The following is a 26,084-nucleotide window of genomic DNA, read 5'->3' as shown; positions in this document are numbered from 1 at the left end:
TACCCGCGAAAAGGCCGGAACCAGCTCCATCAGGAACCCTGCTTGCCATGGGAGGTCTGTGTTTGCATGTATTACGGTGAACGCTTCAACGCCTGGACGCATCTGGTCGGTGCCGTGCTGGCCTGCATCGGCGCCATCTGGCTGATCGTGGTGGCGGGGCTGCAGGGCGACCCCTGGAAGATCGTCAGCTTCTCCATTTATGGCGGCACGTTACTGCTGCTTTACAGCATTTCCACGCTTTACCACAGCACGCGCGGACGAGCGAAAGTGATCATGCGCAAGCTAGATCACCTATCGATCTACCTGCTGATCGCCGGTAGCTATACGCCGTTCTGCCTGGTCAGCTTGCGTGGGCCTTGGGGCTGGAGCCTGTTCGGCGTGGTCTGGGGCCTGGCGGTGGTGGGCATGCTGCAGGAGATCAAGCCGCGCTCCGAGGCGCGGATCCTGTCGATCATCATCTATGCAGTGATGGGTTGGATCGTCCTGGTGGCGGTCAAGCCGCTGCTGCACAGCCTGGGCGGCGCCGGCTTCGCCTGGTTGGCGGCCGGCGGGGTGTTCTACACCGTGGGCATCATCTTCTTCGCCTTCGACAGTCGCTTTCGCCACTGGCATGGCATCTGGCACCTGTTCGTGATCGCCGGCAGCCTTATGCACTTCATCGCCGTGTCGTTCTACGTGCGTTAGAAATCGCCCCACAGCTGCTGTGCCACCGACAACGCCACTACTGGCGCGGTTTCGGTGCGCAGCACGCGTGGGCCGAGCCGGGCGGCGTGGCAGCCTGCGGCTTTGGCCTGGTCGACTTCAGCTTCGCTCAGGCCGCCTTCAGGGCCGATCAGAAACGCCAGACGCGAGGGCTTGGCGTGGCTGGTCAACGGTTCTGCCACTGGATGCAGGACCAGTTTGAGGTCGGCTTCGGTGCCCTTGAGCCATTCGGCGAGGGTCACGGGCGGGTGAATGATCGGCAGAGTCGAGCGGCCACACTGCTCGCAGGCGCTGATGGCCACTTGGCGCCAGTGGGCCAGGCGTTTGTCGGCGCGCTCATCTTTCAGGCGCACTTCGCAGCGTTCGCTGACGATCGGGGTGATTTCATTGACGCCAAGTTCGGTAGCCTTCTGAATCGCCCAGTCCATGCGCTCGCCACGGGACAGGCCCTGGCCCAGATGGATGTGCAAGGGCGATTCGGCCTGGCCGGGCAGGGCCTGGTCGAGGCTCACGCGCACGCTTTTCTTGCCCACCTCCAGCAGCTGGCCGAGGTACTCCTGGCCGCTGCCGTCGAACAATTGCACGGCATCGCCAGCCGACATGCGCAGCACGCGGCCAATGTAGTGGGCCTGGGCTTCGGGCAGGTCGTGCTCGCCTAGGCTCAAGGGGGCGTCGATGAAGAAGCGGGACAGTCTCATGGTTCTGCTCGGAGTGTTGAGGGTACTAATCTCCCTGCGGGAGCGGGTTTACCCGCGAATACGGCAGTGAACTCACCATCGCATTCGCGGGTAAACCCGCTTTCACAGGGGCGGGGCGAGATGCAAGGTCAGCCCGGATCGCGGAAGTCTGGATGGAAGTCGGCCGGTACCGCGACACTGACGCTGTCGCGTGTCGAAATGTCGATGCCTTCGCTGGCCACCTCGGCCAGGAAGTCAATCTGCTCCGGGGTGATCACGTACGGCGGCAGGAAATACACCACGCTGCCCAGTGGGCGCAGCAGCGCGCCGCGGGTCAGCGCATGCTCGAACACCTTCAGGCCGCGGCGTTCCTGCCAGGGGTAGGCGACCTTGCCGGCCTTGTCCTGCACCATCTCGATGGCCAGGGCCATGCCGGTCTGGCGGATTTCAGCCACATGCGGGTGGTCGGCAAGGTGCGCGGTAGCGCTGGCCATGCGTGTGGCCAAGGCCTTGTTGGCCTCGATCACGTTGTCCTGCTCGAAGATGTCCAGGGTCGCCAGGGCTGCGGCGCACGCCAGCGGGTTGCCGGTGTAGCTGTGCGAGTGGAGGAAGGCGCGCAGGGTCGGGTAATCGTCGTAGAACGCCTGGTACACGATGTCGGTGGTCAGGCAGGCGGCCAGCGGCAAGTAGCCGCCGGTCAGGGCCTTGGACAGGCACAGGAAGTCCGGGCGAATACCGGCTTGCTCGCAGGCGAACATGGTGCCGGTGCGGCCGAAGCCCACGGCGATTTCGTCGTGAATCAGGTGCACGCCATAGCGGTCGCACGCTTCACGCAGCAGCTTGAGGTAGACCGGGTGGTACATGCGCATGCCGCCAGCGCCCTGGATCAGCGGCTCGATGATCACTGCAGAGAGGGTCTCGTGATGCTCGGCCAGGGTCTGCTCCATGGCCGCGAACATGTTGCGCGAGTGTTCTTCCCAGCTCATGCCTTCCGGGCGCAGGTAGCAGTCCGGGCTGGGCACCTTGATGGTATCGAGCAGCAGCGCCTTGTAGGTTTCGGTGAACAGCGGCACGTCACCCACCGACATCGCGGCGATGGTTTCGCCGTGGTAGCTGTTGGTCAGGGTCACGAAGCGTTTCTTCGCCGGTTTGCCGATGTTCTGCCAGTAATGGAAGCTCATCTTCAACGCCACTTCGATGCACGAAGAACCGTTGTCGGCATAGAACACCCGGTCGAGTCCGGCGGGTGTCATGGCGACCAGGCGCTCGGACAGCTCGATCACCGGCTGGTGGCTGAAACCGGCCAGGATGACGTGTTCGAGCTGGTCGACCTGGTCTTTGATGCGCTGGTTGATGCGCGGGTTGGCGTGGCCGAACACGTTGACCCACCAGCTGCTGACGGCGTCCAGGTAGCGCTTGCCCTCGAAGTCCTCGAGCCATACGCCTTCACCGCGCTTGATCGGGATCAGCGGCAGCTGCTCGTGGTCTTTCATCTGGGTGCAGGGGTGCCACAGGACCTTCAGGTCGCGTTGCATCCACTGATCGTTGAGGCCCATGGGCACTTCTCCTGGCATTGCAGCTTGGTTTGACCGCGTAAGCCTAAGCAATGCCGCAGGGCAGGACAACCGCTGGTGTTCAATGGCGACTGGTGCGCGTCCAGGCCAGCTTGCGGATGTGCACCGTGCCGGCCTGCGAAGTGGAGATGGTCAAGCGTCGGAAGGGACCGGAAATCATCTGCTGGTAGGGCGTGGTGGCGACAGGGCCAGGCATGTATTCGGTGTAGCCGCTGCCTGAAAGCGTCAGCCAGTAGAAGTTGCGAGGCGGCAACGCAATCAGGTCGTAGTCGCACCCTTCGGTGTCCAGGAGCATCTGGACATCGATGAAGTGGTCGTCGCTGACGACATAGTATTCAAGCGTCAAGGTTTCCACTTCCTGGCTGAACGCAATCTCCACGTCACAGTGCTCACCGATCACCAGTTCGGTGCCTTCTTCGCCTTTGAAGGCTTCGTGAAAACCCGCCCATGAGGTGCAGTTGGAACGTATGCTCAGGCCCGAGGGTGTACGCAAGGCCTGCCTGCGACACAAGAACTGCCGTTCGACGTGCTGGAAGTGCTCCTCATAGGTCATGCGCGGGTCCTCTCTACCGGCCATGGGGCAGCATTGCCTGGCACCGCGCATTCTGGCTACTGACAAAAATATCAGTTGCCAAAAGGACTTGATGTCACTGAGCTGGCAGGGTCCGCATACCTGACGTATTCTTAACGCATCTCCCTCGGGGCATTCCTGCCTCTCCCTATTCTTTTGCTTCTTACTCGGAGTTCGCCGATATGGCCGCTGCTTGGGTGCGCCTGTGCGCGTTGGTATTGATTGGTGTGTCCAGCGGTGCCGCGCTGGCAAAGGACAAGACACCTTCGGCAATCGTCGTGGGTGGCGGCCTGGCAGGCCTGACCGCGGCCTATGAGCTGCAGAACAAGGGCTGGCAGGTGACCCTGCTGGAGGCGAAGTCGGGCATGGGCGGTCGCTCGGGCCTGGCCACCAGCGAGTGGATCGGCAACAGCAAGGCCCAGCCGGTGCTGAACCAGTACCTGGACCGTTTCAAGCTTGAAACACTGCCTGCGCCGGAGTTCGTGCGTACACCGGGCTATCTGATTGACGGCGTGTATTTCAATGCCGCTGACCTGGCTACCAAGCAGCCGGCCACTGCCGAGGCAATCAAGCGCTACGAGAAGACCCTCGATGACTTGGCTCGCTCGATTGACGATCCGCTGAATCCCCAGGCTACCAGCACGCTGTTCGCCCTCGACCAGATGAACGTGTCCACCTGGCTCGACAAGCTGCAACTGCCGACCACTGCACGGCAACTGATCAACCAGCAGATTCGTACCCGCTACGATGAGCCGTCGCGGCTGTCGCTGCTTTATTTCGCGCAGCAGAACCGTGTCTATCGCGGAGTGAGTGACCGTGACCTGCGCGCTGCCCGCCTGCCGGGTGGTAGCCCGGTGCTGGCGCAGGCCTTCGTCAAGCAGCTCAAGACCATCAAGACCAGCTCGCCGGTCACCTCCATCGTGCAGGACAAGGACGGTGTGACGGTCAAGGTCGGTAGCGTCGGCTACCAGGCCGACTACCTGGTGATGGCCGTACCCCTGCGCGCCCTGGCCAAGATTCAGATGACGCCGGGCCTCGACAACCAGCACATGGCGGCTCTGAAAGGCACCAACTATGGCTGGCGCGACCAGCTGATGCTCAAGTTCAAGCAGCCCGTGTGGGAAAGCAAGGCGCGGATGTCGGGTGAAATCTTCAGCAACGTCGGCCTCGGCATGCTCTGGATCGAGCCAGCGCTCAAGGGCGGTGCCAACGTAGTTATCAACTTGTCCGGCGACAATGCCCGCCTGTTGCAGGCATTTGGCGACAAGCAGATGGTCGACCAGGTGTTGATCCGCTTGCATGCGTTCTACCCTCAGGCTCGCGGTTCGTTCACCGGCTATGAGCTCAAGCGCTACAGCACCGATGCCAACACGGGTGGTGCTTACCTCGCCTATGGTCCAGGCCAGATCAGCAAGTACTGGCGCCTGTGGGAGCGTCCAGTTCAGCGCATCACCTTTGCCGGTGAGCACACCGACGCGTTGTACCCAGGTACCCTGGAGGGCGCCCTGCGCAGTGGTCAGCGTGCCGCCAGTCAGGTGCAGGACCTGCTGGCAGGCAAGTCGTTCGACCCGGCCAAGGCGGCACCTGTTGCAGCGGCGGCCGCAGCAGGTGCTGTGGCGGCGAAAAAAGAGGGCGGGTTCTTCTCGCGTCTGTTTGGCGGGGGAGACAAGGTCGAAGCCAAGCCCACGCCTGTGACCAAAGCCGAAACGGCTGCACCGGTCACAGCGCCGACTCCAGCTGCGCCAGCGGTTGTGGCCAAGGAAGAGCCGGCCAAGCCCGTTGAGGTAAAACCTGCTGCCAAGGCTGCGCCGGCCAAGCCGACCTCCGCGCACAAGACGGCTCACAAGCCTGCTCCGGTGAAGAAAGCGACTGCCAAGTCCGAGCCCGCCAAGAAGTCTGTGGCCAATACTCAGGCCAAGGCAGACTAAACACTGAAACTTCGACTCGCCCTACAGTCTTGAGCGCTGTGGGGCGAGGACGCTGAAGCGTCTATCCCTCAGTAGTAGCCCAGGTAATACAGGTACGAATCCTCTGCGATCAAGTAAAGCTTCCTCAGAATGTTATGTTGCTCGGGCTCGCCGTCGACGGGAACGGCTATCTGATCACCTTTGTTCAGGTTCAGGTGAAGACCTGCAGTATCGTCTAACCTGTGTACTTCTATTTCTTTGAGAATGAAGCAGTGCTTGCTCATGTGTTTGTACCTCGATGGCTAATGGAATAAGCCCAGTGAGCCTCGCAGAGCAGAAACTGCAGTCATAGCGGGAAGGCTGTCCAATTATCGTTAACGTTCCCTTAACGGTCTTTGTGGAAAATAGCTATCAGTTTTCTTGTTTGTTTCTAGCAGTTTTTTCCGCTGTTTTTCGATACGTCACGCGTTAGTCTGTGCACAGCTTTCACGGGGGAACACGTCAACATGCAACTGCGCAACTCACCCGCTCGTTACGGCGTGGTCAGCATTTTCCTGCACTGGGGCGTGGCCCTGGCGGTCTTCGGGCTGTTTGGCCTGGGCTTGTGGATGGTCGGGCTCGACTACTACAGCCCGTGGCGCAAATCTGGCCCTGACCTGCACAAGAGCATTGGCCTGGTGTTGTTGGCGGTGATGGTACTGCGCGTGGTGTGGCGCTTCATCAGCCCACCGCCTCCGGCTCCGGCCAACCATGGGCCGTTGACGCGAGTGGCCGCCAAGCTGGGCCATCTGGCACTGTACCTGGGGCTGTTCGCGGTGATGATCGCCGGTTACCTGATTTCCACCGCCGACGGCGTCGGCATTCCGGTGTTCGGCCTGTTCGAAGTGCCGGCCTTGATCAGTGATTTGCCTGACCAAGCCGACCTGGCTGGCGAGATTCATCTGTACCTGGCGTGGGGGCTGGTGATCTTCGCCGTACTGCATGGCTTGGCAGCGCTGAAACACCACTTCATCGACCGTGACGCGACCCTGACCCGCATGCTGGGCCGCAAAGCTTGACTCTCAACCTCAATTGCAAAGGAAAGAAAGGATGTTGAAAAAGACTTTTGCCGCTCTGGCGCTCGGTACCGCTCTGATCTCCGCTGGCCAGGCCATGGCTGCCGAGTACAAGATCGACAAGGAAGGCCAGCACGCGTTCGTCGACTGGAAGATCAGCCACCTGGGCTATAGCTTCATCCACGGCACCTTCAAGGACTTCGACGGTAACTTCACCTGGGACAGCGCGAAGCCTGAAGCCAGCAAGATCACTGTCGACCTGAAGACCGCCAGCCTGTGGTCCAACCACGCTGAGCGTGACAAGCACATCGCCAGCAAAGACTTCCTGGACGTGAAGAAGTATCCAGAAGCCAAATTCGTTTCCACCAGCGTCAAATCCACCGGTGAAAAAACCGCTGATGTGACCGGTGACCTGACCATGCACGGCGTGACCAAGCCTGTCACCTTCAAGGCCACCTTCAACGGTGAAGGCAAGGACCCATGGGGCGGTGAGCGCGCTGGCTTCAACGCCACCACCACGCTGAACCTGAACGATTTCGGTATCAAAGGCCCGGGTGCTACTTCGCAGACCCTGGATCTGGATATCAGTGTCGAAGGTGTGAAGCAGAAGTAAGCTGCAGTTGTCACAATGAAAAACGCCGCCCGAGTGGGCGGCGTTTTCATTTGGCGCTGCGGGGCTTGAAGTCAGCGATTACGGGTCAACAGCGCAGGGCGCTCGCCGCGCGGACGGCTCGGCAGCTCATCCAGTTGCTCAGGCGTCGGGTAACGGTCGAGCTTGGATTCCTTGCGGATGATCACCGGTTGGTTTTGCGGCTCACGCGGGCTGCGTACTGCCGGTTCCTGACGGGTGTTATCGCTGCGACCGGCCGAGCGGTTGCGACCACCACCGGCATTACCGTCACGGCGGGCACCGCCACCACCATTGTTGTTGCGCGGTGGGCGCTTCTCGCCGCTGGCATTGCGCTGCTGGCCGCCGTTACGGCCTTGGCCACCACTGTTGCTACGCGGGCTTTGACCCTGACCTTGTTGCTGACTCTGGCCGGCACCGCCGCCTGGACGACGATTACGGCCCTGGTTCTTGGCGTTCTGGTACGGGCTGACGTAGTCAGCACGGTTACCGAAGTTGTCGATATCGTCATCCAGGAACTCTTCCGGATCACGGTCAACAGGCGCCTGCGGTGCGCTGGCGTTGCTCGCCTGCTTCTGGCGAGGCTTCTTGTCACGTGGCTTGCGCGGCTGTTGTTGGCGCTCGCCAGTCTTTTCCTTCTCGGCAGACTTTTCCGATGCCTGTTGCTTGGTCTTGCCTTTGTCCTTGCCCTTGTCCTTACGGCCACCGCTGCCTTCTTTGGTGGATTCGCCGCGAGGCTGCTGGTTGCGACCGCCACGGCCGCTATTCTGCGGGCGTTCACGAGTCTCGGGCTTCTCGGCCTCCACCTGGCTTGGGTCGAAGCCCATCAGGTCACCATCCGGAATCTTCTGCTTGGTGACCCGCTCGATGCTCTTGAGCAGCTTCTCTTCATCCGGCGCAACCAGGGAGATGGCCTCGCCCGAACGCCCGGCACGGCCGGTGCGGCCGATACGGTGGACGTAGTCTTCCTCGACATTGGGTAGCTCGAAGTTGACCACATGGGGCAGTTGGTCGATGTCCAGGCCGCGGGCGGCGATATCGGTAGCGACCAGCACGCGCACACTGTTGGCCTTGAAGTCGGCCAGGGCTTTGGTGCGGGCATTCTGGCTCTTGTTGCCGTGGATCGCGGCGGCGGTCAGGCCGTGCTTTTCCAGGTACTCGGCCAGGCGGTTGGCACCGTGCTTGGTGCGGGTGAAGACCAGCACCTGCTCCCAGGCACCCAGAGTGATCAGGTGCGCGAGCAGTGCGCGCTTGTGGCTGGCTGGCAAACGGTAGACGCGCTGTTCGATTCGCTCGACCGTGGTATTCGGTGGCGTGACCTCGATGCGCTCCGGGTTGTGCAGGAGCTTGTCGGCCAGGTCGGTGATGTCTTTGGAGAAGGTGGCCGAGAACAGCAGGTTCTGGCGTTTGGCCGGCAAGCGGGCCAGCACCTTCTTCACATCGTGGATGAAGCCCATGTCGAGCATGCGGTCGGCTTCGTCGAGGACCAGGATTTCCACGTGGGCCAGGTCGACTTTGCCTTGGCCGGCGAGGTCGAGCAGGCGGCCGGGGCAGGCCACCAACACATCCACACCCTTGGCAATAGCCTGGATCTGCGGGTTCATGCCAACGCCGCCGAAGATGCAGGCGCTGACCAGGGACAGGTCGCGGGCATACACCTTGAAGCTGTCATGCACCTGCGCCGCCAACTCGCGAGTCGGGGTCAACACCAGCACGCGAGGCTGGCGCGGGCCATGGCGTTGCGATTTGTCGGGGTGGCCACCCGGGAACAGACGCTCAAGAATCGGCAGTGCGAAACCGCCGGTTTTACCAGTACCTGTCTGAGCGGCGACCATCAGGTCGCGGCCTTGCAACACGGCGGGAATGGCCCGCTGTTGCACCGGAGTCGGCTGGGTGTAGCCCGCTGCCTCGATAGCGCGGACAAGAGCCTCGGAGAGACCGAGGGAAGCAAAGGACATGGGCAATCCTGTTCTCGTGGGGGCTGGGCCCGTTGGGATATTCTGCCTGGCGCGACGGGCATCGGTGGGATGCGATCGCGTCCGGTCCAGCTGGGCTTTCACTGCGCATCCGGGCAGCGGAGGGCGAGCGCGAAGGGGCGTCGTTACCGATCAGGATGCCTGTTGCGAGGCCGAGCGTCCGGGCGTGAGCCGGGCGGGAAGGCCCGAGTATAACAGAGCTAACGCAGCGTGCTGCTTTCCTGCTGCTCAACGGCGCGAGGAATATTGTCGGAGTCGTCGATGTAGCGGTTGTTGATCGCGGCGTAGGCTGGCTCTTGCTTGAAGCGCCGCAGTTCTTCGGCGAAATCTCTGGCCAGCACCTCACGCCCGGGTTTCCTGGCCAAACCCAGATATTGCGCCTGGCGATTGATCACCAGCGGCAGCTCCTCGACCTGCTGTTCGAGGCCCAGTTGTTTGCGCAGGTAACGCCCGACTCGGCGGTCGGTCACCAGCAGGTCGATGCGGCCAAGCATCAATTTGCCGAAATTGGCCTCGTGGGTAGGCGCTGCCTCTCGGCGAAAATGCGGTGATTCGCTGAAGGGGGTGCCATAGGTATAGCCGGGCGAGGTACCCACGGTCAGCCCGCTCAGGTCTTCCAACCGTGTCACGGGGTGGCGGCGCGTGCTCTTCTGGAACAGCACGAACTCAACGTCCGACATGGGCTCTGTGGGGTAGACCATGTAGGGTTTGCGCGAGTCGGTCTCGAAAATGTCCATCACACCGTCGGCCAGGCCTTGCTCAACCATGGCCAGACACCGCTTCCAGGGCAGGAACTGCCATTCCACCTCAATGCCCAGGCGCTTGAACACTTCTGTGGTGACTTCGTAGTCGATGCCTTTGGGTTGGCCGTTGTCCTGGTAGGCGTATGGGGCCCAGTCATCGGTGACCAGGCGCAGACGTTCGCCCAGGGCCGTGGGGCTCAGGCAGGCAAGCAACAGCAGGCAGATGAGGCGGGCTACGTCAGGCATGGCCGAAGATTACGCGCTCGATCTGACCAAGGCCAGTGAAGAGCAGCGCTCAGTGCTGTGCTGCCTTGAGCAAGTGACCTTCGACTTCCATGCGGCGTGAGCCTAGCGACAACCGCATGCCAGGGTGGCGCAGGCAGCGACGCAATTGGTCGGGCTCCATGCGACCTTGGCGCTGTATGTAGTTTTCCAGTGCTTTGTCCCACCAGGCTGGTGCACAGGCACGGTCGAACTCATTCGTGTAAGGGTAACAGCCATACAGTAGCTCCCTGGCAAATTGGCGCTCCTGGCTCGGCAGAGTCAGGGTCAGGGCTTTGCAGCCCAGGCGGTGCAGGGCAGGAGGGCGGGGCAGTTGATCGTTGACCAGCAGCACGTCGGCCTGCGCCGCCTCGCTGAGCGGCTGATCGCCATGCTTGCGCAGCCAGGCCTGGATCTTCGCGCGGAACTGCTGCTTACGGCTCCAGTAGTGGTGGATCACATCGGTACACTCGGCCAGCGCGAGGGTGCGGTAGGCGGCCGTCGCCAGGCAGAATTCTTCGAGTGTGTAGGCAGTGGGTACCAGGGGATAGAACTCGTCCATCATCGCTATGGAGCGCTCCAGTACCTGCGCATCAGCTTGTGTCAGGCCGATGACACCGGAGTTGACCATGGGCATCTGGTCGTCGGCCAGCCCGCGCTGCTGGAGAGTGGTGCGCAGGCCCTTGTACAGCACAGTCTGGCGATTTGCGCCGTAGGGCGCACCGATGGCGTTGCACAGCAACTGGCCCGGTTTTACGCGCTCGAACAGCTGCAGCGGCGAGGTGCGGAAGAATGTGTCAGTGTCGATCAGCACGGCGAGCGGGTGCTGTTCGAGCACTTGGCGCAGTACTACGTGCTTGCTGCGAAAATGATAGCCGTGGGGTTGGTTCCAGGCCTTGCGCGTCGCCTCATCCAGCACGTGCACGGTGGCGGGTAGATTGCCGTAGGGCTCTGGGTTGTCGGTGTAGACCTGAATGTCGAGGGTTGCGCCTGAGGTTTCACCCAGGCGGGTGAGGGCGCTGGCGATGCTGAAGCAGGCTTCCTGATGATAGGTGGCCGGGCCGAAGGCGAGATAAACGAGCTGAGGGCGTGAAGGCGAACGTGCTTGCATATCAGGCAAACCTGTCTGTCCACAGAAAAAATAAGGCTTTAGTCTAGGACCAAAGCCTTAATCATTCCTTAAACAGATGTTGCCAATTTGTTTCAGCGAGGCAGCTTCAGGTTGTTCCAGATAGCCAGGCTAGGTTCGGCCTGGTTCAGGGTGTAGAAGTGCAGGCCCGGTGCACCGCCTTGCAGCAGTTGTTCGCACATACGGGTGATCACTTCTTCGCCGAATGCCTGGATGCTGGCGGTGTCATCGCCGTAGGCTTCCAACTGCTTGCGGATCCAGCGTGGAATCTCGGCACCGCAGGCGTCGGAGAAACGGGCAAGCTTGCTGTAGTTGGTGATCGGCATGATGCCCGGCACCACAGGAATGTCCACGCCCAGCTTCTGTGCACGCTCGACGAAATAGAAGTAGCTGTCGGCGTTGAAGAAGTACTGGGTGATGGCGCTGTCGGCACCGGCTTTGACCTTGTGCACGAAATTGGCCAGGTCGTGCTCGAAGTTGCGCGCCTGCGGGTGCATTTCAGGATAAGCGGCCACTTCCAGGTGGAAGTGGTTGCCGGTTTCCTGGCGGATGAACTCGACCAGGTCGCTGGCGTAGCGCAGCTCGCCGCTGGCCATGCCCATGCCGGATGGCAGGTCACCGCGCAGGGCGACGATGCGTTTGATGCCGGCAGCCTGGTACTGGGCCAGCAGGGTGCGCAGCTCTTCCTTGCTGTCGCCGACGCAGGAAAGATGCGGGGCGGCCGGCACCTTCACTTCGCTTTCCAGCTGCAGCACGGTGTTGAGCGTGCGATCACGGGTCGAGCCACCGGCACCGTAGGTGCAGGAGAAGAAGTCCGGTTTGTAGCTGGCCAGCTGGCGGGCAACGCCCATCAGTTTTTCGTGGCCGGCATCGGTCTTGGTGGGGAAGAACTCGAAACTGTAGCGGCGTTCTTGTGACATCTCTAGTTCCTTCAGCTACCAGCGCGGCTGGCAACTGCAAATAAAAGCCAGGGCGGTGTGGGCCGGCCTGGCTCGGGCATCGTTGCAAAGCGCTGCCTGCAAGTGCCAGGCGAAGTGCCTGGCACTCGGGCCGCCTATCAGTAGCGGTAGGCGTGCGGCTTGAACGGGCCTTCGACGGTCACACCGATGTACTCGGCTTGTTGCGGGGTCAGCTGGGTGACCACGCCGCCGAAGCCGCGGACCATTTCCAGGGCCACTTCTTCGTCGAGTTTCTTCGGCAGTACTTCAACGGTCAGGCGCTCGGCTTTCTTGGCGGCTGGCAGCTCGGCGAACTTCTGCTCGAACAGGAAGATCTGGGCCAGGACCTGGTTGGCGAACGAACCGTCCATGATGCGGCTTGGGTGGCCAGTGGCGTTACCCAGGTTCACCAGGCGGCCTTCGGCCAGCAGGATCAGGTAGTCGTCGTTCTGCGGGTCGAAGGTGCCAGCGCCGGTGCGGTGGATCTTGTGAACCTGCGGCTTGACCTCTTCCCACGCCCAGTTCTTGCGCATGAAGGCGGTGTCGATTTCGTTGTCGAAGTGGCCGATGTTGCAGACAACGGCGCGCTTCTTCAGGGCCTTGAGCATGTTGGCGTCGCAGACGTTGACGTTACCGGTGGTGGTGACGATCAGGTCGATGCGGCCCAGCAGGTCAGCGTTGATGCCAGCTTCGGTACCGGTGTTGATGCCGTCCTTGAATGGCGAGACGACTTCGAAGCCGTCCATGCAGGCTTGCATGGCGCAGATCGGGTCAACTTCGGTGACCTTGACGATCATGCCTTCCTGGCGCAGGGACTGGGCCGAGCCCTTGCCCACGTCGCCGTAGCCGATCACCAGGGCTTGCTTGCCCGACAGCAGGTGGTCGGTGCCGCGCTTGATGGCATCGTTCAGGCTGTGACGGCAGCCGTACTTGTTGTCGTTCTTGCTCTTGGTGACCGAGTCGTTGACGTTGATCGCCGGGACTTTCAGCTCGCCCTTGGCCAGCATGTCCAGCAGGCGGTGTACGCCAGTGGTGGTCTCTTCGGTCACGCCGTGGATTTTTTCCAGCATGGCCGGGTATTTCTTGTGCAGGATCTCGGTCAGGTCACCGCCGTCGTCCAGCACCATGTTGGCATCCCATGGCTGACCGTCCTTGAGGATGGTCTGCTCGATGCACCACTCGTACTCCTGCTCGGTTTCACCTTTCCAGGCGAACACAGGGATGCCGGCGGCGGCGATGGCGGCAGCGGCCTGGTCTTGAGTCGAGAAGATGTTGCAGGACGACCAGCGAACTTCGGCACCCAGGGCAACCAGGGTCTCGATCAGCACGGCGGTCTGAATGGTCATGTGGATGCAGCCGATGATCTTCGCGCCCTTGAGCGGTTGCTCAGCTTGATACTTGCGGCGCAGGCCCATCAGTGCGGGCATTTCCGATTCGGCGATGATGACTTCTTTGCGGCCCCAGTCGGCCAGGGAGATGTCGGCGACCTTGAAGTCGGAAAAACCTGCAGGCGTGTTTACAGCGCTCATTAGAGCCTCCATTCGTAGTGTGCGAATGGGCGCCGTTGTGCGTTGAGCGTCCGCGTCGCGGACAACGCCCCAACCGAGCCTGACAGGCCAAGCCTGCTGCAGCGCCCCTCGGATGGGTGGCGGGCATGGCGCCGCGGTGGGCAGCCATGTGAAACGGCAGGGATTATAGCCTTGGCTGTGTGACACACCCAAGGCTTTCTGTCGATTAATCGCGACGATAGTCGATGTTCAATGGAGCGCTGGCGGCCGCTCTGCCATCATTAGTTCACGTTAGCCAAGCAGGTCAGGAGTACCGATGAACTTTCACACCCGCAAATGGGTAAAACCCGAAGACCTCAACCCTAATGGCACGCTGTTCGGCGGCAGTCTGCTGCGCTGGATCGACGAAGAGGCGGCGATCTACGCCATCGTCCAGCTGGGCAACCAGCGCGTGGTGACCAAATACATCTCGGAGATCAACTTCGTCAGTGCCTCGCGCCAGGGTGACATCATCGAGCTGGGCATCACCGCCACCGAGTTCGGCCGTACCTCCATCACCCTCAAGTGCGAAGTGCGCAACAAGATCACCCGCAAGCCGATCCTGACCGTCGACAAGATGGTGTTCGTCAACCTGGGTGAAGATGGGCAGCCGGCTCCGCACGGGCGGACCGAGATCAAGTACATCCAGGACCAATTCCCGGATACTGCGGTCGAGTAAACAAACCGGAAGCTTGTTTGCAGGTCTGGCCCTATCGCCGGCAAGCCGGCTCCCACATGGACCGCGTAGACCTTGAGAACACTGCAGAACCTGTGGGAGCCGGCTTGCCGGCGATAGGGCCATGATGGCCGCAGACAATCTCAAGGCTGTACGGAAACCCCACGCACCACGCGACCCACCGTCAAACCTTGCACCAGGATCGACGACAACACCACGATGTAGGTAATCGACAGCAGCAGGTCCCGCTCATCGCCAACCGGCAGCGACAGCGCCAGTGCCACCGACACCCCGCCCCGCAAGCCACCCCAGGTCAGCACCCGGACGGTGCCCTTGGGCACGCTTCTCCAGCGACGCAGCAGCACGATGGCTGGTGCCACCGTCAACAGTCGCGAAAGCAAGACCGCAACCGCCAGCACGCCACCTGCCGCCAGGTGCAGCCAGTTGAATGGCAGCAGCAACAGTTCGAGGCCGATCAGGGCGAACAGCAGGGCGTTGAGCATGTCATCGATCAGTTCCCAGAAACCGTCCATGTAGCGGCGGGTCATGTCGTTCATGGCCAGGTTGCGCCCCAGGTTGCCGATGATCAGGCCGGCAACCACCATGGCGATGGGGGCCGACACGTGCAGCTCGTAACACATCGCCGAACCACCGATCACCAGCGCCAGGGTCAGCATCACCTCAACCTGGTACTGCTCGACGCTTTTGATCATGCGGTAGGTGGCATAGCCGATCAGCCCGCCAAACAGCACGCCACCCACGGCTTCATGGACGAACAGTATGGCCGTCTCGGTGACGCTTGGCGTTTCGCCCATCTGGATGATGCCCAGCAGCACGGTGAACACCACCACTGCCGTTCCGTCGTTGAACAACGACTCGCCGACGATGGTGGTTTTCAGCGGTTTGGAGGCATTCGCGGTACGCAGTGCGCCGAGCACGGCGATAGGGTCGGTGGGCGAAATCAGCGCACCGAACAGCAGGCAGTAGATCAGCGGTACGTTCCAGCCGAACAGGGCGAACACCCAGTGCGCGAGGTAGCCGATCACGAAGGTGGCTATCAGCACGCCGAAGGTTGCCAGCAGGCCAATTGGCCAGCGGTAGCTACGCAGGTCGGCGAGGTTGACGTGCAATGCGCCGGCGAACAGCAGGAACGACAGCATCCAGTGCATCAGCAGGTCGTTGAAGTCGATCTGGTTCATCAACCCTTCGACGCGCGCTTCCAGGCCAGGGAAGCCAATCAGGCTCAGGCCCTGCAGCATCAGGGAAAACAACAGCGCGGTGACCATCACGCCGATGGCGGGTGGCAGGCCGATGAAACGGTAGTTGACGTAGGTGAGGAGGGTGGTAAGGCAGATAAACGCTGCAACTAATTCAAGCATCCCAAATCCTGTAACAGTGGCTTCCAAGTCGTAACCCGAATGGCTCGGGCAGTTCTTTGATGGCCTGGCGAGGGTTTCGGGACACACCTTATGACCAGATATGCCAGATTCGTTCCCTTCGGCTGTCAGCCAACCCTGTAGAGCGCAGGGTGGAAACCGATGTAGTGTTGGCCTGCCTGGGCCATCGAGGGTCCGGATTCTCTGCAAGGATTTTTCGCGTGTTGGCAACTTCTCTGGTTTTGGTTGCAGCCCTGCTGCACGCCACCTGGAACACCCTGATCAAATTCAGCGGCGAGCGACTGTTGGTGATCGCCAGCATGGACGCCGTGGCCCTGGTGTTTGCCGTGCTGGCGGTGGCCTTCGTCGAGTTTCCACCGGCTGAAATCTGGCCATGGCTGTTGGCATCGGCCATGGCTGAACAGCTGTACCGTGTCCTGCTGATCAAGGCCTATCGGGTTGGCGACCTGGGGCTGGTCTATCCTCTGATGCGCGGGCTGTCGCCGCTGGTGGTGCTGGGTTTGACCCTGGCATTTGCAGGCGAGTCATTGAGCCAGCAGCAGATCATCGGCATCTTGTTGATCCCCTGCGGCATGGCTTGTCTGCTTTGGCAGGGAGGCGGAGGCGACCGGCTACCGTGGTCGATGCTGCCAGTGGTGGCGCTGATCGGCTTGTGCATCGGCTGTTACACCTGGTTTGACGGGCAGGCCGTCAGGCTGTGGGGCAAGCCGTGGGACTACCTGGTCTGGCTGACACTGCTCAGCGCCTGGCCGTTCCCGTTGTTGGCGTGTGTCGCCCGGCGTCCGCAGTTTGCGCTGTTCTGGCAAACGCAGTGGCGTCTGGGCTTGGCGGTAGGTTTGTGCGTGCTGTTCAGCTACGCATTGGTATTGTGGGCCATGCACCTGGGGTCGGTGGCAGAGGCCGCGGCGCTGCGTGAGTTGAGCGTGATCCTGGTGGTTTTGCTTGGCATGCGCTACCTCAAAGAACCTTTTGGCGGCCCGAGACTCCTAGCTTGCGGGCTGGTCCTGGCAGGCATGCTGGTGATGAAGCTCTGACCCAACCAATGAACAAGGAGTCCTGTCCATGACCGTTGCCCTGTGGTGCATCCTGATCGCGCTTGTGTTGCCGCCGCTGTGTGCGTTGATTGCCAAGGCGAGCAGTGGCCGTTTTGGCTTGAAGGACAATCACGACCCTCGCGCGTTTCTCGACACGCTGTCGGGGTTGCCGCGTCGGGCCAATGCCGCTCAGCAGAACGGTTATGAGGCGTTTCCGGCATTTGCGGCGGCGGTGTTGGTGGCCGATATCGTCGGCAATGCCGAGCAGGTGACCCAGGATGTGCTGGCGGTGCTCTATATCACCAGCCGGTTGCTTTACATCATCTGCTACCTGGCCGATTGGGCTGCCTTGCGGTCGCTGGTGTGGTTTGCCGGGTTGGCGCTGATCGTGTCGTTCTTCGTGGTTTCCATCTGAGATCGTGCCGCCCTGATGGTCGGTAAGCCGGTCCTACGCAGATCGTGTAGGAGCCGGCTTGCCGGCGATTAAATCAACGCGGTCTCAAGGTACTTTAGGCACTTCTGGAACCGGCTTGTCCTTGGGCCAGAGCATCCAGATCTGCCCCTGTTGCTTCATGTTGCCGGCCAACTCACCCGCTTCAGGCCCGGTGCCCCAGAAAAGGTCGGCACGCACTTCGCCAGCAATCGCCCCGCCGGTGTCCTGAGCACCCACCGGGCGCACCACCGGCGAGCCGTCAGGGCGAGTGGTGGACAGCCACAACAGGCTGCCCAGCGGGATCACCTTGCGGTCGATTGCTACGCTGTAGCCAGCGGTCAGTGGTACGTTGAGCGACCCGCGAGGCCCTTCATTGCTGTCCGGGCGGGCGCTGAAGAACACGTAGCTGGGGTTGCTGGCCAGCAGCTCCGGCACCCGCTGCGGATTCGCCTGTGCCCAGGCGTGGATGCTCCCCATGGTCACGTCTTCTTTCTTCAACTGGCCTTGCTCTACCAGCCAGCGACCAATGGGGCGATAGGGGTGGCCATTCTGGTCGGCATAACCGAGTCGCAATTGCCGGCCATCCTCCAGCTGGACGCGACCCGAACCCTGGATCTGCAGGAACTGCAAATCCATCGGGTCGGTCAGCCAGGCCAGCACCGGTGCATTCACGCCATCACGGTTGATCACCTCGGCCGTGTCGTAGGGCTTGAGTACGCGACCGTCCAGTCGCCCGCGCAGGCGTTTGCCCTTGAGTTCCGGGTAAACACTGGCCAGGTCGACCACGATCATGTCGTCGGGTACGCCGTACACCGCAACATGTGCCGCTTCGGTGCGTTCCAGGCTGCCAGGGTAGACCGGCTCGTAGTAACCGGTGATCAGGCCGGTGGCGTTGTTCTCGGCCGAGCGCAGGCCTAGCACTTGCAGGTTCTGCTGCAAGAACGCGTGGATTTGCGCTGCATCGCCAGGAACCCCGGCGGCTGCTTCACAGGTCGCTGCCCAGACCGGGTCGCGCTTGAGTTTCTCGCAGCCGTTGCGCCACGCCTGGAAACCGGCCAGCAGATCGCTGTCACTGACGACGGGCAGGTCTTTCCAGGTGGCAGGCACGTAGGTGGCAATGGCGTGGGGTTCGGGCTTGGCGTTTTCGCCGCCGTTGCAGCCGGCCAGCAGGGCCAGGGCGGGCAGCGCCCAGGCGAGGTGGCGCAGAGCAGATTTCATGGTTGAATCCTTGAGGGGGAGCCGGCTCAGCTGCCCCTGTTTTTCGTAAGGGTATTGGTCTTTGTCGAGCAGGCGAGGATACTGTCGGCCCTTTCCTTCTGCCAATGTGACCGTGATGTTCAAATGTTTCACAGCCGTGTTGCTGATCAGCCTGTCCCTGGTGGCCTGCGACCGTGTCGATCCTAACTCACCCTTGGGGCAGCGCAAGGCGATCTTCAAGCAGATGCTCAAGACCAGCGAAGACATGGGCGGCATGCTGCGCGGACGGTTGCCGTTCGATGGGGTGAAGTTTGCCGACGGGGCGGTCAAGCTCGATGGTCTGGCCCATGCGCCATGGCAGCATTTTCCGCAGGTCAAGGATGAAGGGGAAAGTAGTGCGCGGCCTGAGGTCTGGGAGCGACAGGCGCGGTTTCATGACTTGGCCATGCAGCTGGAAGGTGTGACCGGGGAGTTGGTGGGGGCCACTCGTGTGCAGCCGTTGGATGCTACACAGCTAAAGGCGCCGATGGACAAGGTCGAGGCAGCCTGTAAGGCCTGTCACACAGAGTTTCGCAATCATTGAAGGGCACCCGCCTCGCGCTGGGGTGAGGCGGGAAGTTGCCTGGATCAGTGGTCCAGCTCGTCCACTGCTTCCTGTAGTTCCTTCCTGGATTCCGCAAGCTTGTCCTTGCGCTTGTTGATTTTTTCCGCGTCGCCTTTCTTCTCGGCTTTCTTCAGGTCTTTCTCGCGTTGCGCCACTTCATGGCGTGCATCGAGCACTTTCTGTTCGCGCTCTTTACGCAGGCTGGCGTCGGTGCAGTTATCAACCCCGCGCAGGGCCTCCTCCAGGCCCGCCACCTGATCATTGTTGCCGTGATCGCGGGCAATTTTCAGTTGATTCTCGATGGCGCTGCGCTTGGCGGCGCAACCGGTCAGGCCGTCATCTGGCTGTGCGGCCTGTGCGGCGCCGGCCACCAGGCCGAGTGTTGCCAGCAGGACGAGGGTGGAAACGCGTTTCATGAGGGCCTCCTAAACGGGGCGGGGCAGCAAAAGTTGGGAGAAATCCTGCCTTGGTTTCGCGGATTTATAAACCCTTGTTGGTGTTTTCTCCTCTTAACTAAGTATTTTCCTACAAGTTTTTTGGGGTTCAATTATTGAATAAGCGCGTCACTGATCGTGAATCCATTGATTCCAATCTCCCCTAGCTGAGCGGCTATGGCTTGAAGCTCCTTGTCCATGAAGAAGCCGGCGAGCTGTTTTGAGCGAGTTTCACCAATGTCTGGCAATGCTTGCCAATCACTGGCAGGTCGACTGGCCAGCGTCGACCAATCGGCGTCCATTGTCAGGTTGCCCGGTGCGGGTATGCCTAGCCCGCGCAGCCATTGGCCAAAGGGGCGCGAGCGGCCGACTTCGAAGCCGTTTTGTAGCCGCCTGGCAGTTGATTCGCTGATGCCCGGCACTTGCGCCAATCGTTGGGTATCCAGCGTCAGCCAGTCCGTAATCGAGTTCACCAGCCCGCTTTGCACCAGGCGTCGCCAGGTCCCAGGCCCGACACCAGGCATGGCCAGCCCGCTGCGGCCACTGAGCCAAGTCAGCCTGGCAATGAATTGCTCTTGGCAATCGTCGCTCGCTCGCCAGCAGCTGTAAGCGTGATATTGCCCCTGCGCGGGTGGGGCGACCGGTCGGCGCTCGACGGCGCGGTGCACTACTTGCTCGAAGCGCGGAATGGTCAGCCCGGCAAGGCTGATGGCGACCTGGTCGCCGGGGCGGATATCCAGTGTCTGCCAGCGTTTCAGCGAGCCCAGGCTTACCTGGCTGATAAGCCGGTCATCCAGGCGTACGGGGGTCAGGTGCAATATCGGTGTGACCCTGCCTGTGCGCCCGATGCGGAAACGGACCTCGCGAACCGAGGCCAGCACTTGCGAGTAGGGGTACTTCCACGCGGCAATCCAGTAGGGTGCCCTGGCCTGCCAGCGTTCGGCAGGAGGTCGGTTGTCTTGGCGCAGAATTATTCCGTCGGTGGCAAAGGGCAGCGGGGAGCGGTACCAGTACTGTCGCCAGTGAATGGCATCCTCTGGTTGGTCGATAGCCTTGCTGAAGCGTTGGCTGTCCGGAAAACCCAAGGCAGCCAGTTGCTGCGCGCGTTCGGCTTGGTTGGAAGGCCCCTGTGGCCAATCCCACACGAACAACCCGATGCCGGCGCCTTGCTCGGGGGTCAACTGCTGGCGCGCCAGCAGGCCGGCGACGGTCCCCCGGGCGTTGACGCTGCCTGCTTCGGCCTGAACGTGACCTTCCAGGCGCTGGTACAGCTCACCTTGCAGCACCAGGTCAACGGTCTTGGGCAGTTGCCGGGTGATCTTCCCGAGGTGAGGGATGTGACGGCTCCAGTCATGGCCTTGGACGCCATCGCCTCGGCTAAGCAGACGGACCAGTTGGCCCTGGCGGTAAACCAGCGAGACGGCGACCCCGTCAACCTTGGGCTGTACCCAAACCCCCGTCTTCCCGGCCAGCCAGTGTTCGGCGGCGGCCTGGTCGTTGAGTTTGTCGACGCCGGTGTGTGGGATGGGGTGGGGAATGGGGCCTCTAGAACTTGCCAGAGGATCAGGGCGAGCTTCGAGATTGACGACACAGGCTTCCAGCCGTTCCAGGCGCAGTCGACTCTGGTCATAGAGCTCATCGGCGACCTGTGCCTGGCCCAGGCGGTGGTAGTGGTCATCCCAGCCTGCCAGGGTGTCGCGCAACTTAGCGATTTCGGCCTTGGCCTGTGTCACTGGCCATTCGTGGCATGGGGTGGCGAAGGCCCCGTGGGCCTGAAGCAGCAACAGTGAGAGCAGCAAGCGTATGAGCAGCATGGCCAGCATCCTTGCATGGCGAGGTGGAGCCCTCAGCCTAGGCAAGTGTGGGGTTGGTGGCCGCGAGTAGTTGTCAGCTCATGTGTCATGAAAAAGCCCCGGCCGATCGCTCGGCAGGGGCTTTCATTTGCCGCTGTAGGAAAATTACAGACCGGCAGCGTCACGCAGCGACTGGGCGCGGTCGGTGCGCTCCCAGGTGAAGGTGGTGAAGGTGTCGTCGCCGACAGTCTTCTGCTGCGGAGTACGGCCGAAGTGACCGTAGGCAGCGGTTTCCTGGTACATCGGGTGCAGCAGGTCGAGCATCTTGGTGATGGCGTACGGACGCAGGTCGAAGCACTCGCGCACCAGCTGGATGATCTTGTCGTCGGAGACCTTGCCGGTACCGAAGGTGTTGATCGAGATGGAAGTCGGCTGGGCCACGCCAATGGCGTAGGAAACCTGGATCTCGCAGCGCTCGGCCAGGCCGGCGGCAACGATGTTCTTGGCCACGTAGCGGCCAGCGTAGGCGGCGGAGCGGTCGACCTTGGACGGGTCCTTGCCGGAGAACGCACCACCACCGTGACGGGCCATGCCGCCGTACGAGTCGACGATGATCTTGCGACCGGTCAGGCCGCAGTCACCTACCGGGCCACCGATGATGAAGTTGCCGGTCGGGTTGATGTGGTACTGGGTGTCTTTGTGCAGCAGTTCGGCCGGCAGAGTGTGCTTGACGATCAGCTCCATCACCGCTTCTTGCAGGTCTTTCTGCGAGATCTCGGGGTTGTGCTGGGTCGACAGAACGACCGCGTCGATACCGACGACCTTGCCGTTTTCGTAGCGGCAGGTGACCTGGGACTTGGCGTCCGGGCGCAGCCATGGCAGCAGGTGCGACTTGCGCGCCTCGGCCTGGCGCTCGACCAGACGGTGCGAGAAGCAGATCGGGGCAGGCATCAGCACGTCGGTTTCGTTGCTGGCGTAGCCGAACATCAGGCCTTGGTCGCCTGCGCCCTGGTCTTCCGGACGGGAGCGGTCAACACCTTGGGCGATGTCCACCGACTGCTTGCCGATGATGTTCATCACGGCGCAGGTGGCGCCGTCGAAGCCGACGTCGGAGCTGTTGTAGCCGATGTCGATGATGACGTTACGCACCAGGTCTTCCAGGTCGACCCAGGCGGAAGTGGTGACTTCGCCGGCGATGATGGCGACACCGGTCTTGACCAGTGTTTCACAGGCTACGCGAGCGTATTTGTCCTGGGCGATGATGGCGTCCAGGACCGCGTCGGAAATCTGGTCGGCGATCTTGTCCGGATGCCCTTCGGACACGGACTCGGAGGTGAAAAGGGAGTATTCGCTCATCTCGACGGGTTCCTAAAATTTACCGATGGTGAGTGTCGCCAGCCGTCCGCTGGAAATGTCGGACCTGAATCTGGAAACCGTTACGCAAGCCTACATAGAGGCTGTCCCCGGGTGTCAGCCCGGCAGCATTGGCCCAGCGGGCCAGGTCGTCCTGCTCGAAGCCCAGCCAGAGGTCGCCGCAGGCTTCCCGCGCCCAGCTCTGGTCATGGCTGCACAGCTCGGTGACCAGCAGGCTGCCGCCGGCCTTCACCCGTTTGGCCAACTGGCACAAGGCCTGGGCCGGGTCGCTGAAATGGTGCAGGACCATGTTCAGCACAACGCAGTCGGCTTCCACATCCGTTGCACCCAGTGCATCGGCCAACTGCAGATTTACATTACCCAGGCCTTCGCGTTCGCAGACCTGGCGAGCCAGCTCGAGCATGGTCGGGCTGTTGTCCATGGCGGTGACCTGGGTGAAGCGGCGAGCCAGGTCGGGCAGGAAACCACCGTCCCCGGGGCCGACTTCCAGAGCACTGGCCGTGGGCGTGAAGCTGAGATTGTCGAGCAGCGCCAACAGGCTTTCGCGGTACTGCGGCAGCCCGGCGATCAGGTCTTGCTGGGCACGGAACTTTTCTTCCACCCGCTGGAAAAAGTCCTGGCTGGTGGCCGCGCGACGTTGTTGCACCTGGGCGATTCGGGCCAATACGGCCTCCGGCAGGGCCAGGTCGTCGACCTCTTCGAGCAGCGCCGCATGCAGGCGACCGCCTGGCCGAAGGCTGTCAGGCAGGGCTCGACGGTAGAAGATGGCATTGCCTTCGCGGCGGGTGGCCACCAGTTCTGCCTGGGCCAGCACCTTGAGGTGGTGGCTCATGCCGGACTGGCCGATGTCGAAGATCTGCGCCAACTCCAGCACCCCGAACGAGTCGCTGGCCAGTGCACGCAGGACATTCAGGCGCAGCTCGTCACCACTGGCTTTGCACAGGGCAGCCAGTGTGTCGCTTCGCTGAATGGAAATGGGCTGCGCACGTAGGTTCATGACGCGGCAGTCTAGACAGGCAGGGCTACCCCCGCAATAGCAATATCAAAAAGTTTTGATATTGGTGATGAGCGGAGCGTTGCCACAGCACTCTGAATACGGCACAGAACCCGTGGGAGCGGGTTTAGCCGCGAAGAGTCCACCACCGATCCCTGTTTTTCCCCCGAAATGGATGCCAATCACAGGAAAAATGCCCGACTGCGACCATCCGTCATTGCCCCCGAGCCCGCCTGTGGGCGAAAATGGCCGCCTTTTTTCGTTTCACTACCTATTCAAGCCCCAGGAGATTAGCGATGCCCAGCCGTCGTGAGCGTGCCAACGCCATTCGTGCCCTCAGCATGGATGCCGTGCAAAAGGCCAACAGCGGCCACCCAGGTGCCCCCATGGGCATGGCGGATATCGCCGAAGTGCTTTGGCGCGATTACCTGAAGCACAACCCGAGCAACCCGAATTTCGCCGACCGCGACCGCTTCGTGCTGTCCAACGGCCACGGCTCGATGCTGATCTACTCGCTGCTGCACCTGACCGGCTATGACGTCAACATCGACGATCTCAAGGCCTTCCGCCAGCTGCACAGCCGCACCCCGGGCCACCCGGAATACGGCTACACCCCGGGCGTCGAGACCACCACCGGTCCGCTGGGCCAGGGCATCGCCAACGCCGTGGGCTTCGCCCTGGCGGAAAAAGTGCTGGCAGCCCAGTTCAACCGTGAAGGCCACAACATCGTCGACCACAACACTTACGTGTTCCTGGGCGACGGCTGCATGATGGAAGGTATCTCCCACGAAGTCGCCTCGCTGGCCGGCACCCTGGGCCTGAACAAGCTGATCGCCTTCTACGACGACAATGGCATTTCCATTGACGGCGAAGTGCACGGCTGGTTCACCGACAACACCCCGGCGCGTTTCGAAGCTTACAACTGGCAGGTGATCCGCAACGTCGACGGTCACGACGCCGACGAAATCAAGATGGCCATCGAGACCGCTCGCAAGAGCGACCGTCCGACCTTGATCTGCTGCAAGACCATCATCGGTTTCGGCTCGCCGAACAAGCAGGGTAAAGAGGACTGCCACGGCGCTCCGCTGGGCAACGACGAAATCGCCCTGGCCCGCAAGGAACTGAACTGGAACCACGGCCCGTTCGAAATCCCGGCTGACATCTATGCCGAGTGGGACGCCAAGGCCGCTGGCGCCAAGGCCGAGGCTGAGTGGAACAAGCGCTTCGACGCTTACGCCGCCGCCTTCCCAGAGCTGGCTGCCGAGTTCAAGCGCCGTGAAAGCGGTGAGCTGCCGGCCGACTTCGCCGAGAAGGCCCAGGCCTACATCAATGAAGTGGCTGCCAAAGGCGAAACCATCGCCAGCCGTAAAGCCAGCCAGAATGCCCTGAACGCATTCGGCCCGCTGCTGCCGGAATTCCTCGGCGGTTCGGCCGACCTGGCCGGCTCCAACCTGACCCTGTGGAAAGGTTGCAAGGGCGTTGAAGCCGGTGATGCCAGCGGCAACTACGTGTTCTACGGCGTGCGTGAATTCGGTATGACCGCCATCATGAACGGCGTCGCCCTGCACGGCGGCCTGGTGCCTTACGGCGCTACCTTCCTGATGTTCATGGAATACGCCCGCAACGCCGTGCGCATGTCGGCACTGATGAAGCAGCGCGTGATCCACGTCTACACCCACGACTCCATCGGTCTGGGCGAAGACGGCCCGACTCACCAGCCGATCGAGCAACTGACCAGCCTGCGCAGCACGCCGAACCTGGACACCTGGCGCCCAGCCGACGCGGTCGAATCCGCCGTCTCCTGGAAAGCCGCGCTGGAGCGTAAGGACGGCCCATCGGCGCTGATCTTCTCGCGTCAGAACCTGCAGCACCAGGACCGCGACGCCCAGCAGATCGCCGACATCGCCCGTGGCGGTTACGTCCTCAAAGACTGCGCCGGCGAGCCTGAGCTGATCCTGATCTCCACTGGCTCCGAAGTTGGCCTGGCCACCCAGGCTTACGCCAAGCTGACCGAGCAGGGCCGCAAGGTTCGCGTCGTTTCGATGCCGTGCACCAGCGTCTTCGACGCTCAGGACGCTGCCTACAAGCAGTCGGTGCTGCCGCTGGAAGTCGGTGCGCGTATCGCCATCGAAGCTGCCCATGCTGACTTCTGGTACAAGTACGTTGGCCTGGAAGGTCGTATCATCGGCATGACTACCTACGGTGAGTCGGCTCCGGCTGGCGCACTGTTCGAGGAGTTCGGCTTCACCCTGGACAACATCCTGGGTACCGCTGAAGAGCTGCTGGAAGACTAATAAAGGCGTAAGGCGAGGGCTTTGCCCTCGTTTCGCGGCACAAGGCCGCTCCTACAAGGTTCTGCGCACGCCGTTCCTTGTAGGAGCGGCCTTGCGTCGCGATGGGCCGCAACGCGGCCCCAATAGCCATCATGCGTTAGCGAGCC

The 26,084-nt window shown here is 61.8% G+C and carries 23 protein-coding genes and 1 riboswitch; of the genes, 9 read left to right on the top strand and 14 right to left on the bottom strand.

Annotation, left to right across the window (positions count from 1 at the left end; translation table 11 throughout):
- The first annotated feature begins 66 nt into the window (after positions 1–66).
- On the top strand, positions 67–684 hold the full coding sequence (gene trhA, locus PspTeo4_RS18905; RefSeq protein ID WP_322365440.1) for a PAQR family membrane homeostasis protein TrhA: 618 nt from the start codon (positions 67–69) through the stop codon (positions 682–684).
- Here the strand turns inward: trhA and PspTeo4_RS18900 are convergent.
- From PspTeo4_RS18900 to PspTeo4_RS18890, 3 genes are all read right to left on the bottom strand, one after another.
- On the bottom strand, positions 681–1,400 hold the full coding sequence (locus tag PspTeo4_RS18900; RefSeq protein ID WP_322365439.1) for a 16S rRNA (uracil(1498)-N(3))-methyltransferase: 720 nt from the start codon (positions 1,398–1,400) through the stop codon (positions 681–683). The two genes, trhA and PspTeo4_RS18900, sit on opposite strands and share 4 nt — an antisense overlap.
- 128 nt (positions 1,401–1,528) lie before the next feature.
- On the bottom strand, positions 1,529–2,935 hold the full coding sequence (locus PspTeo4_RS18895; RefSeq protein WP_322365438.1) for an adenosylmethionine--8-amino-7-oxononanoate transaminase: 1,407 nt from the start codon (positions 2,933–2,935) through the stop codon (positions 1,529–1,531).
- Between the two features lie 79 nt (positions 2,936–3,014).
- Entirely contained in the window at positions 3,015–3,506 is a 492-nt protein-coding gene (locus PspTeo4_RS18890) for a hypothetical protein (protein WP_322366892.1), read from the bottom strand.
- 200 nt (positions 3,507–3,706) lie between these two features.
- Between PspTeo4_RS18890 and PspTeo4_RS18885 the strand changes: the two genes are divergently transcribed.
- From PspTeo4_RS18885 to PspTeo4_RS18875, 3 genes are all read left to right on the top strand, one after another.
- A complete protein-coding gene (locus PspTeo4_RS18885) occupies positions 3,707–5,452 on the top strand; it encodes an FAD-dependent oxidoreductase (protein WP_322365437.1) in 1,746 nt (581 codons plus the stop codon).
- Positions 5,453–5,937: 485 nt separating this feature from the next.
- A complete protein-coding gene (locus PspTeo4_RS18880) occupies positions 5,938–6,489 on the top strand; it encodes a cytochrome b (RefSeq protein WP_322365436.1) in 552 nt (183 codons plus the stop codon).
- Between the two features lie 31 nt (positions 6,490–6,520).
- Entirely contained in the window at positions 6,521–7,099 is a 579-nt protein-coding gene (locus tag PspTeo4_RS18875; protein WP_322365435.1) for a YceI family protein, read from the top strand.
- A 71-nt stretch (positions 7,100–7,170) separates the two neighbouring features.
- On the opposite strand, the gene PspTeo4_RS18870 is transcribed toward PspTeo4_RS18875, so the two are convergent.
- From PspTeo4_RS18870 to ahcY, 5 genes are all read right to left on the bottom strand, one after another.
- A complete protein-coding gene (locus tag PspTeo4_RS18870) occupies positions 7,171–9,072 on the bottom strand; it encodes a DEAD/DEAH box helicase (protein ID WP_322365434.1) in 1,902 nt (633 codons plus the stop codon).
- Positions 9,073–9,290: 218 nt separating this feature from the next.
- Complete coding sequence (locus PspTeo4_RS18865; RefSeq protein WP_322365433.1) at positions 9,291–10,079, bottom strand: transporter substrate-binding domain-containing protein; 789 nt, start codon at positions 10,077–10,079, stop codon at positions 9,291–9,293.
- Between the two features lie 49 nt (positions 10,080–10,128).
- Positions 10,129–11,205, bottom strand: coding sequence for a hypothetical protein (locus PspTeo4_RS18860; protein WP_322365432.1), 1,077 nt, complete (start codon positions 11,203–11,205; stop codon positions 10,129–10,131).
- A 92-nt stretch (positions 11,206–11,297) separates the two neighbouring features.
- Complete coding sequence (gene metF, locus PspTeo4_RS18855) at positions 11,298–12,143, bottom strand: methylenetetrahydrofolate reductase [NAD(P)H] (RefSeq protein WP_322365431.1); 846 nt, start codon at positions 12,141–12,143, stop codon at positions 11,298–11,300.
- A gap of 137 nt (positions 12,144–12,280) precedes the next feature.
- A complete protein-coding gene (gene ahcY, locus PspTeo4_RS18850) occupies positions 12,281–13,690 on the bottom strand; it encodes an adenosylhomocysteinase (protein WP_110633282.1) in 1,410 nt (469 codons plus the stop codon).
- 20 nt (positions 13,691–13,710) lie between these two features.
- Positions 13,711–13,806, bottom strand: a riboswitch (S-adenosyl-L-homocysteine riboswitch).
- 179 nt (positions 13,807–13,985) lie between these two features.
- Between ahcY and PspTeo4_RS18845 the strand changes: the two genes are divergently transcribed.
- Positions 13,986–14,387 carry an acyl-CoA thioesterase gene (locus tag PspTeo4_RS18845; protein WP_322365430.1) on the top strand — a complete coding sequence of 134 codons (402 nt, stop codon included), beginning with the start codon at positions 13,986–13,988 and terminating at the stop codon, positions 14,385–14,387.
- A gap of 140 nt (positions 14,388–14,527) precedes the next feature.
- Here the strand turns inward: PspTeo4_RS18845 and PspTeo4_RS18840 are convergent, their stop codons facing one another.
- Positions 14,528–15,763, bottom strand: a complete 1,236-nt coding sequence (locus PspTeo4_RS18840; protein WP_322365429.1) for a sodium:proton antiporter — start codon at positions 15,761–15,763, stop codon at positions 14,528–14,530.
- 218 nt (positions 15,764–15,981) lie between these two features.
- On the opposite strand from PspTeo4_RS18840, the gene PspTeo4_RS18835 reads away from it, so the two are divergent.
- Together PspTeo4_RS18835 and PspTeo4_RS18830 are read left to right on the top strand one after the other, a co-directional pair.
- Positions 15,982–16,815 carry a DMT family transporter gene (locus PspTeo4_RS18835; protein WP_322365428.1) on the top strand — a complete coding sequence of 278 codons (834 nt, stop codon included), beginning with the start codon at positions 15,982–15,984 and terminating at the stop codon, positions 16,813–16,815.
- Positions 16,816–16,843: 28 nt separating this feature from the next.
- Complete coding sequence (locus PspTeo4_RS18830) at positions 16,844–17,230, top strand: MAPEG family protein (RefSeq protein WP_322365427.1); 387 nt, start codon at positions 16,844–16,846, stop codon at positions 17,228–17,230.
- Positions 17,231–17,314: 84 nt separating this feature from the next.
- Here PspTeo4_RS18830 and PspTeo4_RS18825 read toward each other — a convergent pair whose 3' ends face one another.
- Entirely contained in the window at positions 17,315–18,466 is a 1,152-nt protein-coding gene (locus PspTeo4_RS18825) for a murein transglycosylase A (protein ID WP_322365425.1), read from the bottom strand.
- 115 nt (positions 18,467–18,581) lie between these two features.
- On the opposite strand from PspTeo4_RS18825, the gene PspTeo4_RS18820 reads away from it, so the two are divergent.
- Positions 18,582–19,028 (top strand): c-type cytochrome, encoded by a 447-nt coding sequence (locus PspTeo4_RS18820; protein WP_322365424.1) that lies wholly within the window; start codon positions 18,582–18,584, stop codon positions 19,026–19,028.
- Positions 19,029–19,072: 44 nt separating this feature from the next.
- Here the strand turns inward: PspTeo4_RS18820 and PspTeo4_RS18815 are convergent, their stop codons facing one another.
- The 4 genes from PspTeo4_RS18815 to PspTeo4_RS18800 form a co-directional block, all read right to left on the bottom strand.
- The gene (locus PspTeo4_RS18815; protein WP_322365423.1) at positions 19,073–19,465 is read right to left on the bottom strand and encodes a DUF1090 domain-containing protein; all 393 of its coding nucleotides are present in this window, start codon (positions 19,463–19,465) and stop codon (positions 19,073–19,075) included.
- A 131-nt stretch (positions 19,466–19,596) separates the two neighbouring features.
- Positions 19,597–21,297, bottom strand: a complete 1,701-nt coding sequence (gene ligB, locus PspTeo4_RS18810) for an NAD-dependent DNA ligase LigB (protein ID WP_322365422.1) — start codon at positions 21,295–21,297, stop codon at positions 19,597–19,599.
- Positions 21,298–21,441: 144 nt separating this feature from the next.
- Complete coding sequence (gene metK, locus PspTeo4_RS18805) at positions 21,442–22,632, bottom strand: methionine adenosyltransferase (RefSeq protein ID WP_322365421.1); 1,191 nt, start codon at positions 22,630–22,632, stop codon at positions 21,442–21,444.
- A 19-nt stretch (positions 22,633–22,651) separates the two neighbouring features.
- Positions 22,652–23,647: a metalloregulator ArsR/SmtB family transcription factor gene (locus PspTeo4_RS18800; protein WP_322365420.1), complete on the bottom strand. Its 996-nt coding sequence runs from the start codon at positions 23,645–23,647 to the stop codon at positions 22,652–22,654.
- A 293-nt stretch (positions 23,648–23,940) separates the two neighbouring features.
- Here PspTeo4_RS18800 and tkt point away from each other — a divergent pair, with 293 nt between their 5' ends.
- The gene (tkt, locus tag PspTeo4_RS18795; RefSeq protein WP_322365419.1) at positions 23,941–25,938 is read left to right on the top strand and encodes a transketolase; all 1,998 of its coding nucleotides are present in this window, start codon (positions 23,941–23,943) and stop codon (positions 25,936–25,938) included.
- Positions 25,939–26,084: the final 146 nt, after the last annotated feature.

Source organism: Pseudomonas sp. Teo4 (genome assembly GCF_034387475.1).
In the GTDB taxonomy this organism is placed as follows: domain Bacteria; phylum Pseudomonadota; class Gammaproteobacteria; order Pseudomonadales; family Pseudomonadaceae; genus Aquipseudomonas.
The sequence above is the reverse complement of the archived record's forward strand: the minus strand, read 5'-3'. Positions and strand labels throughout refer to the sequence as shown.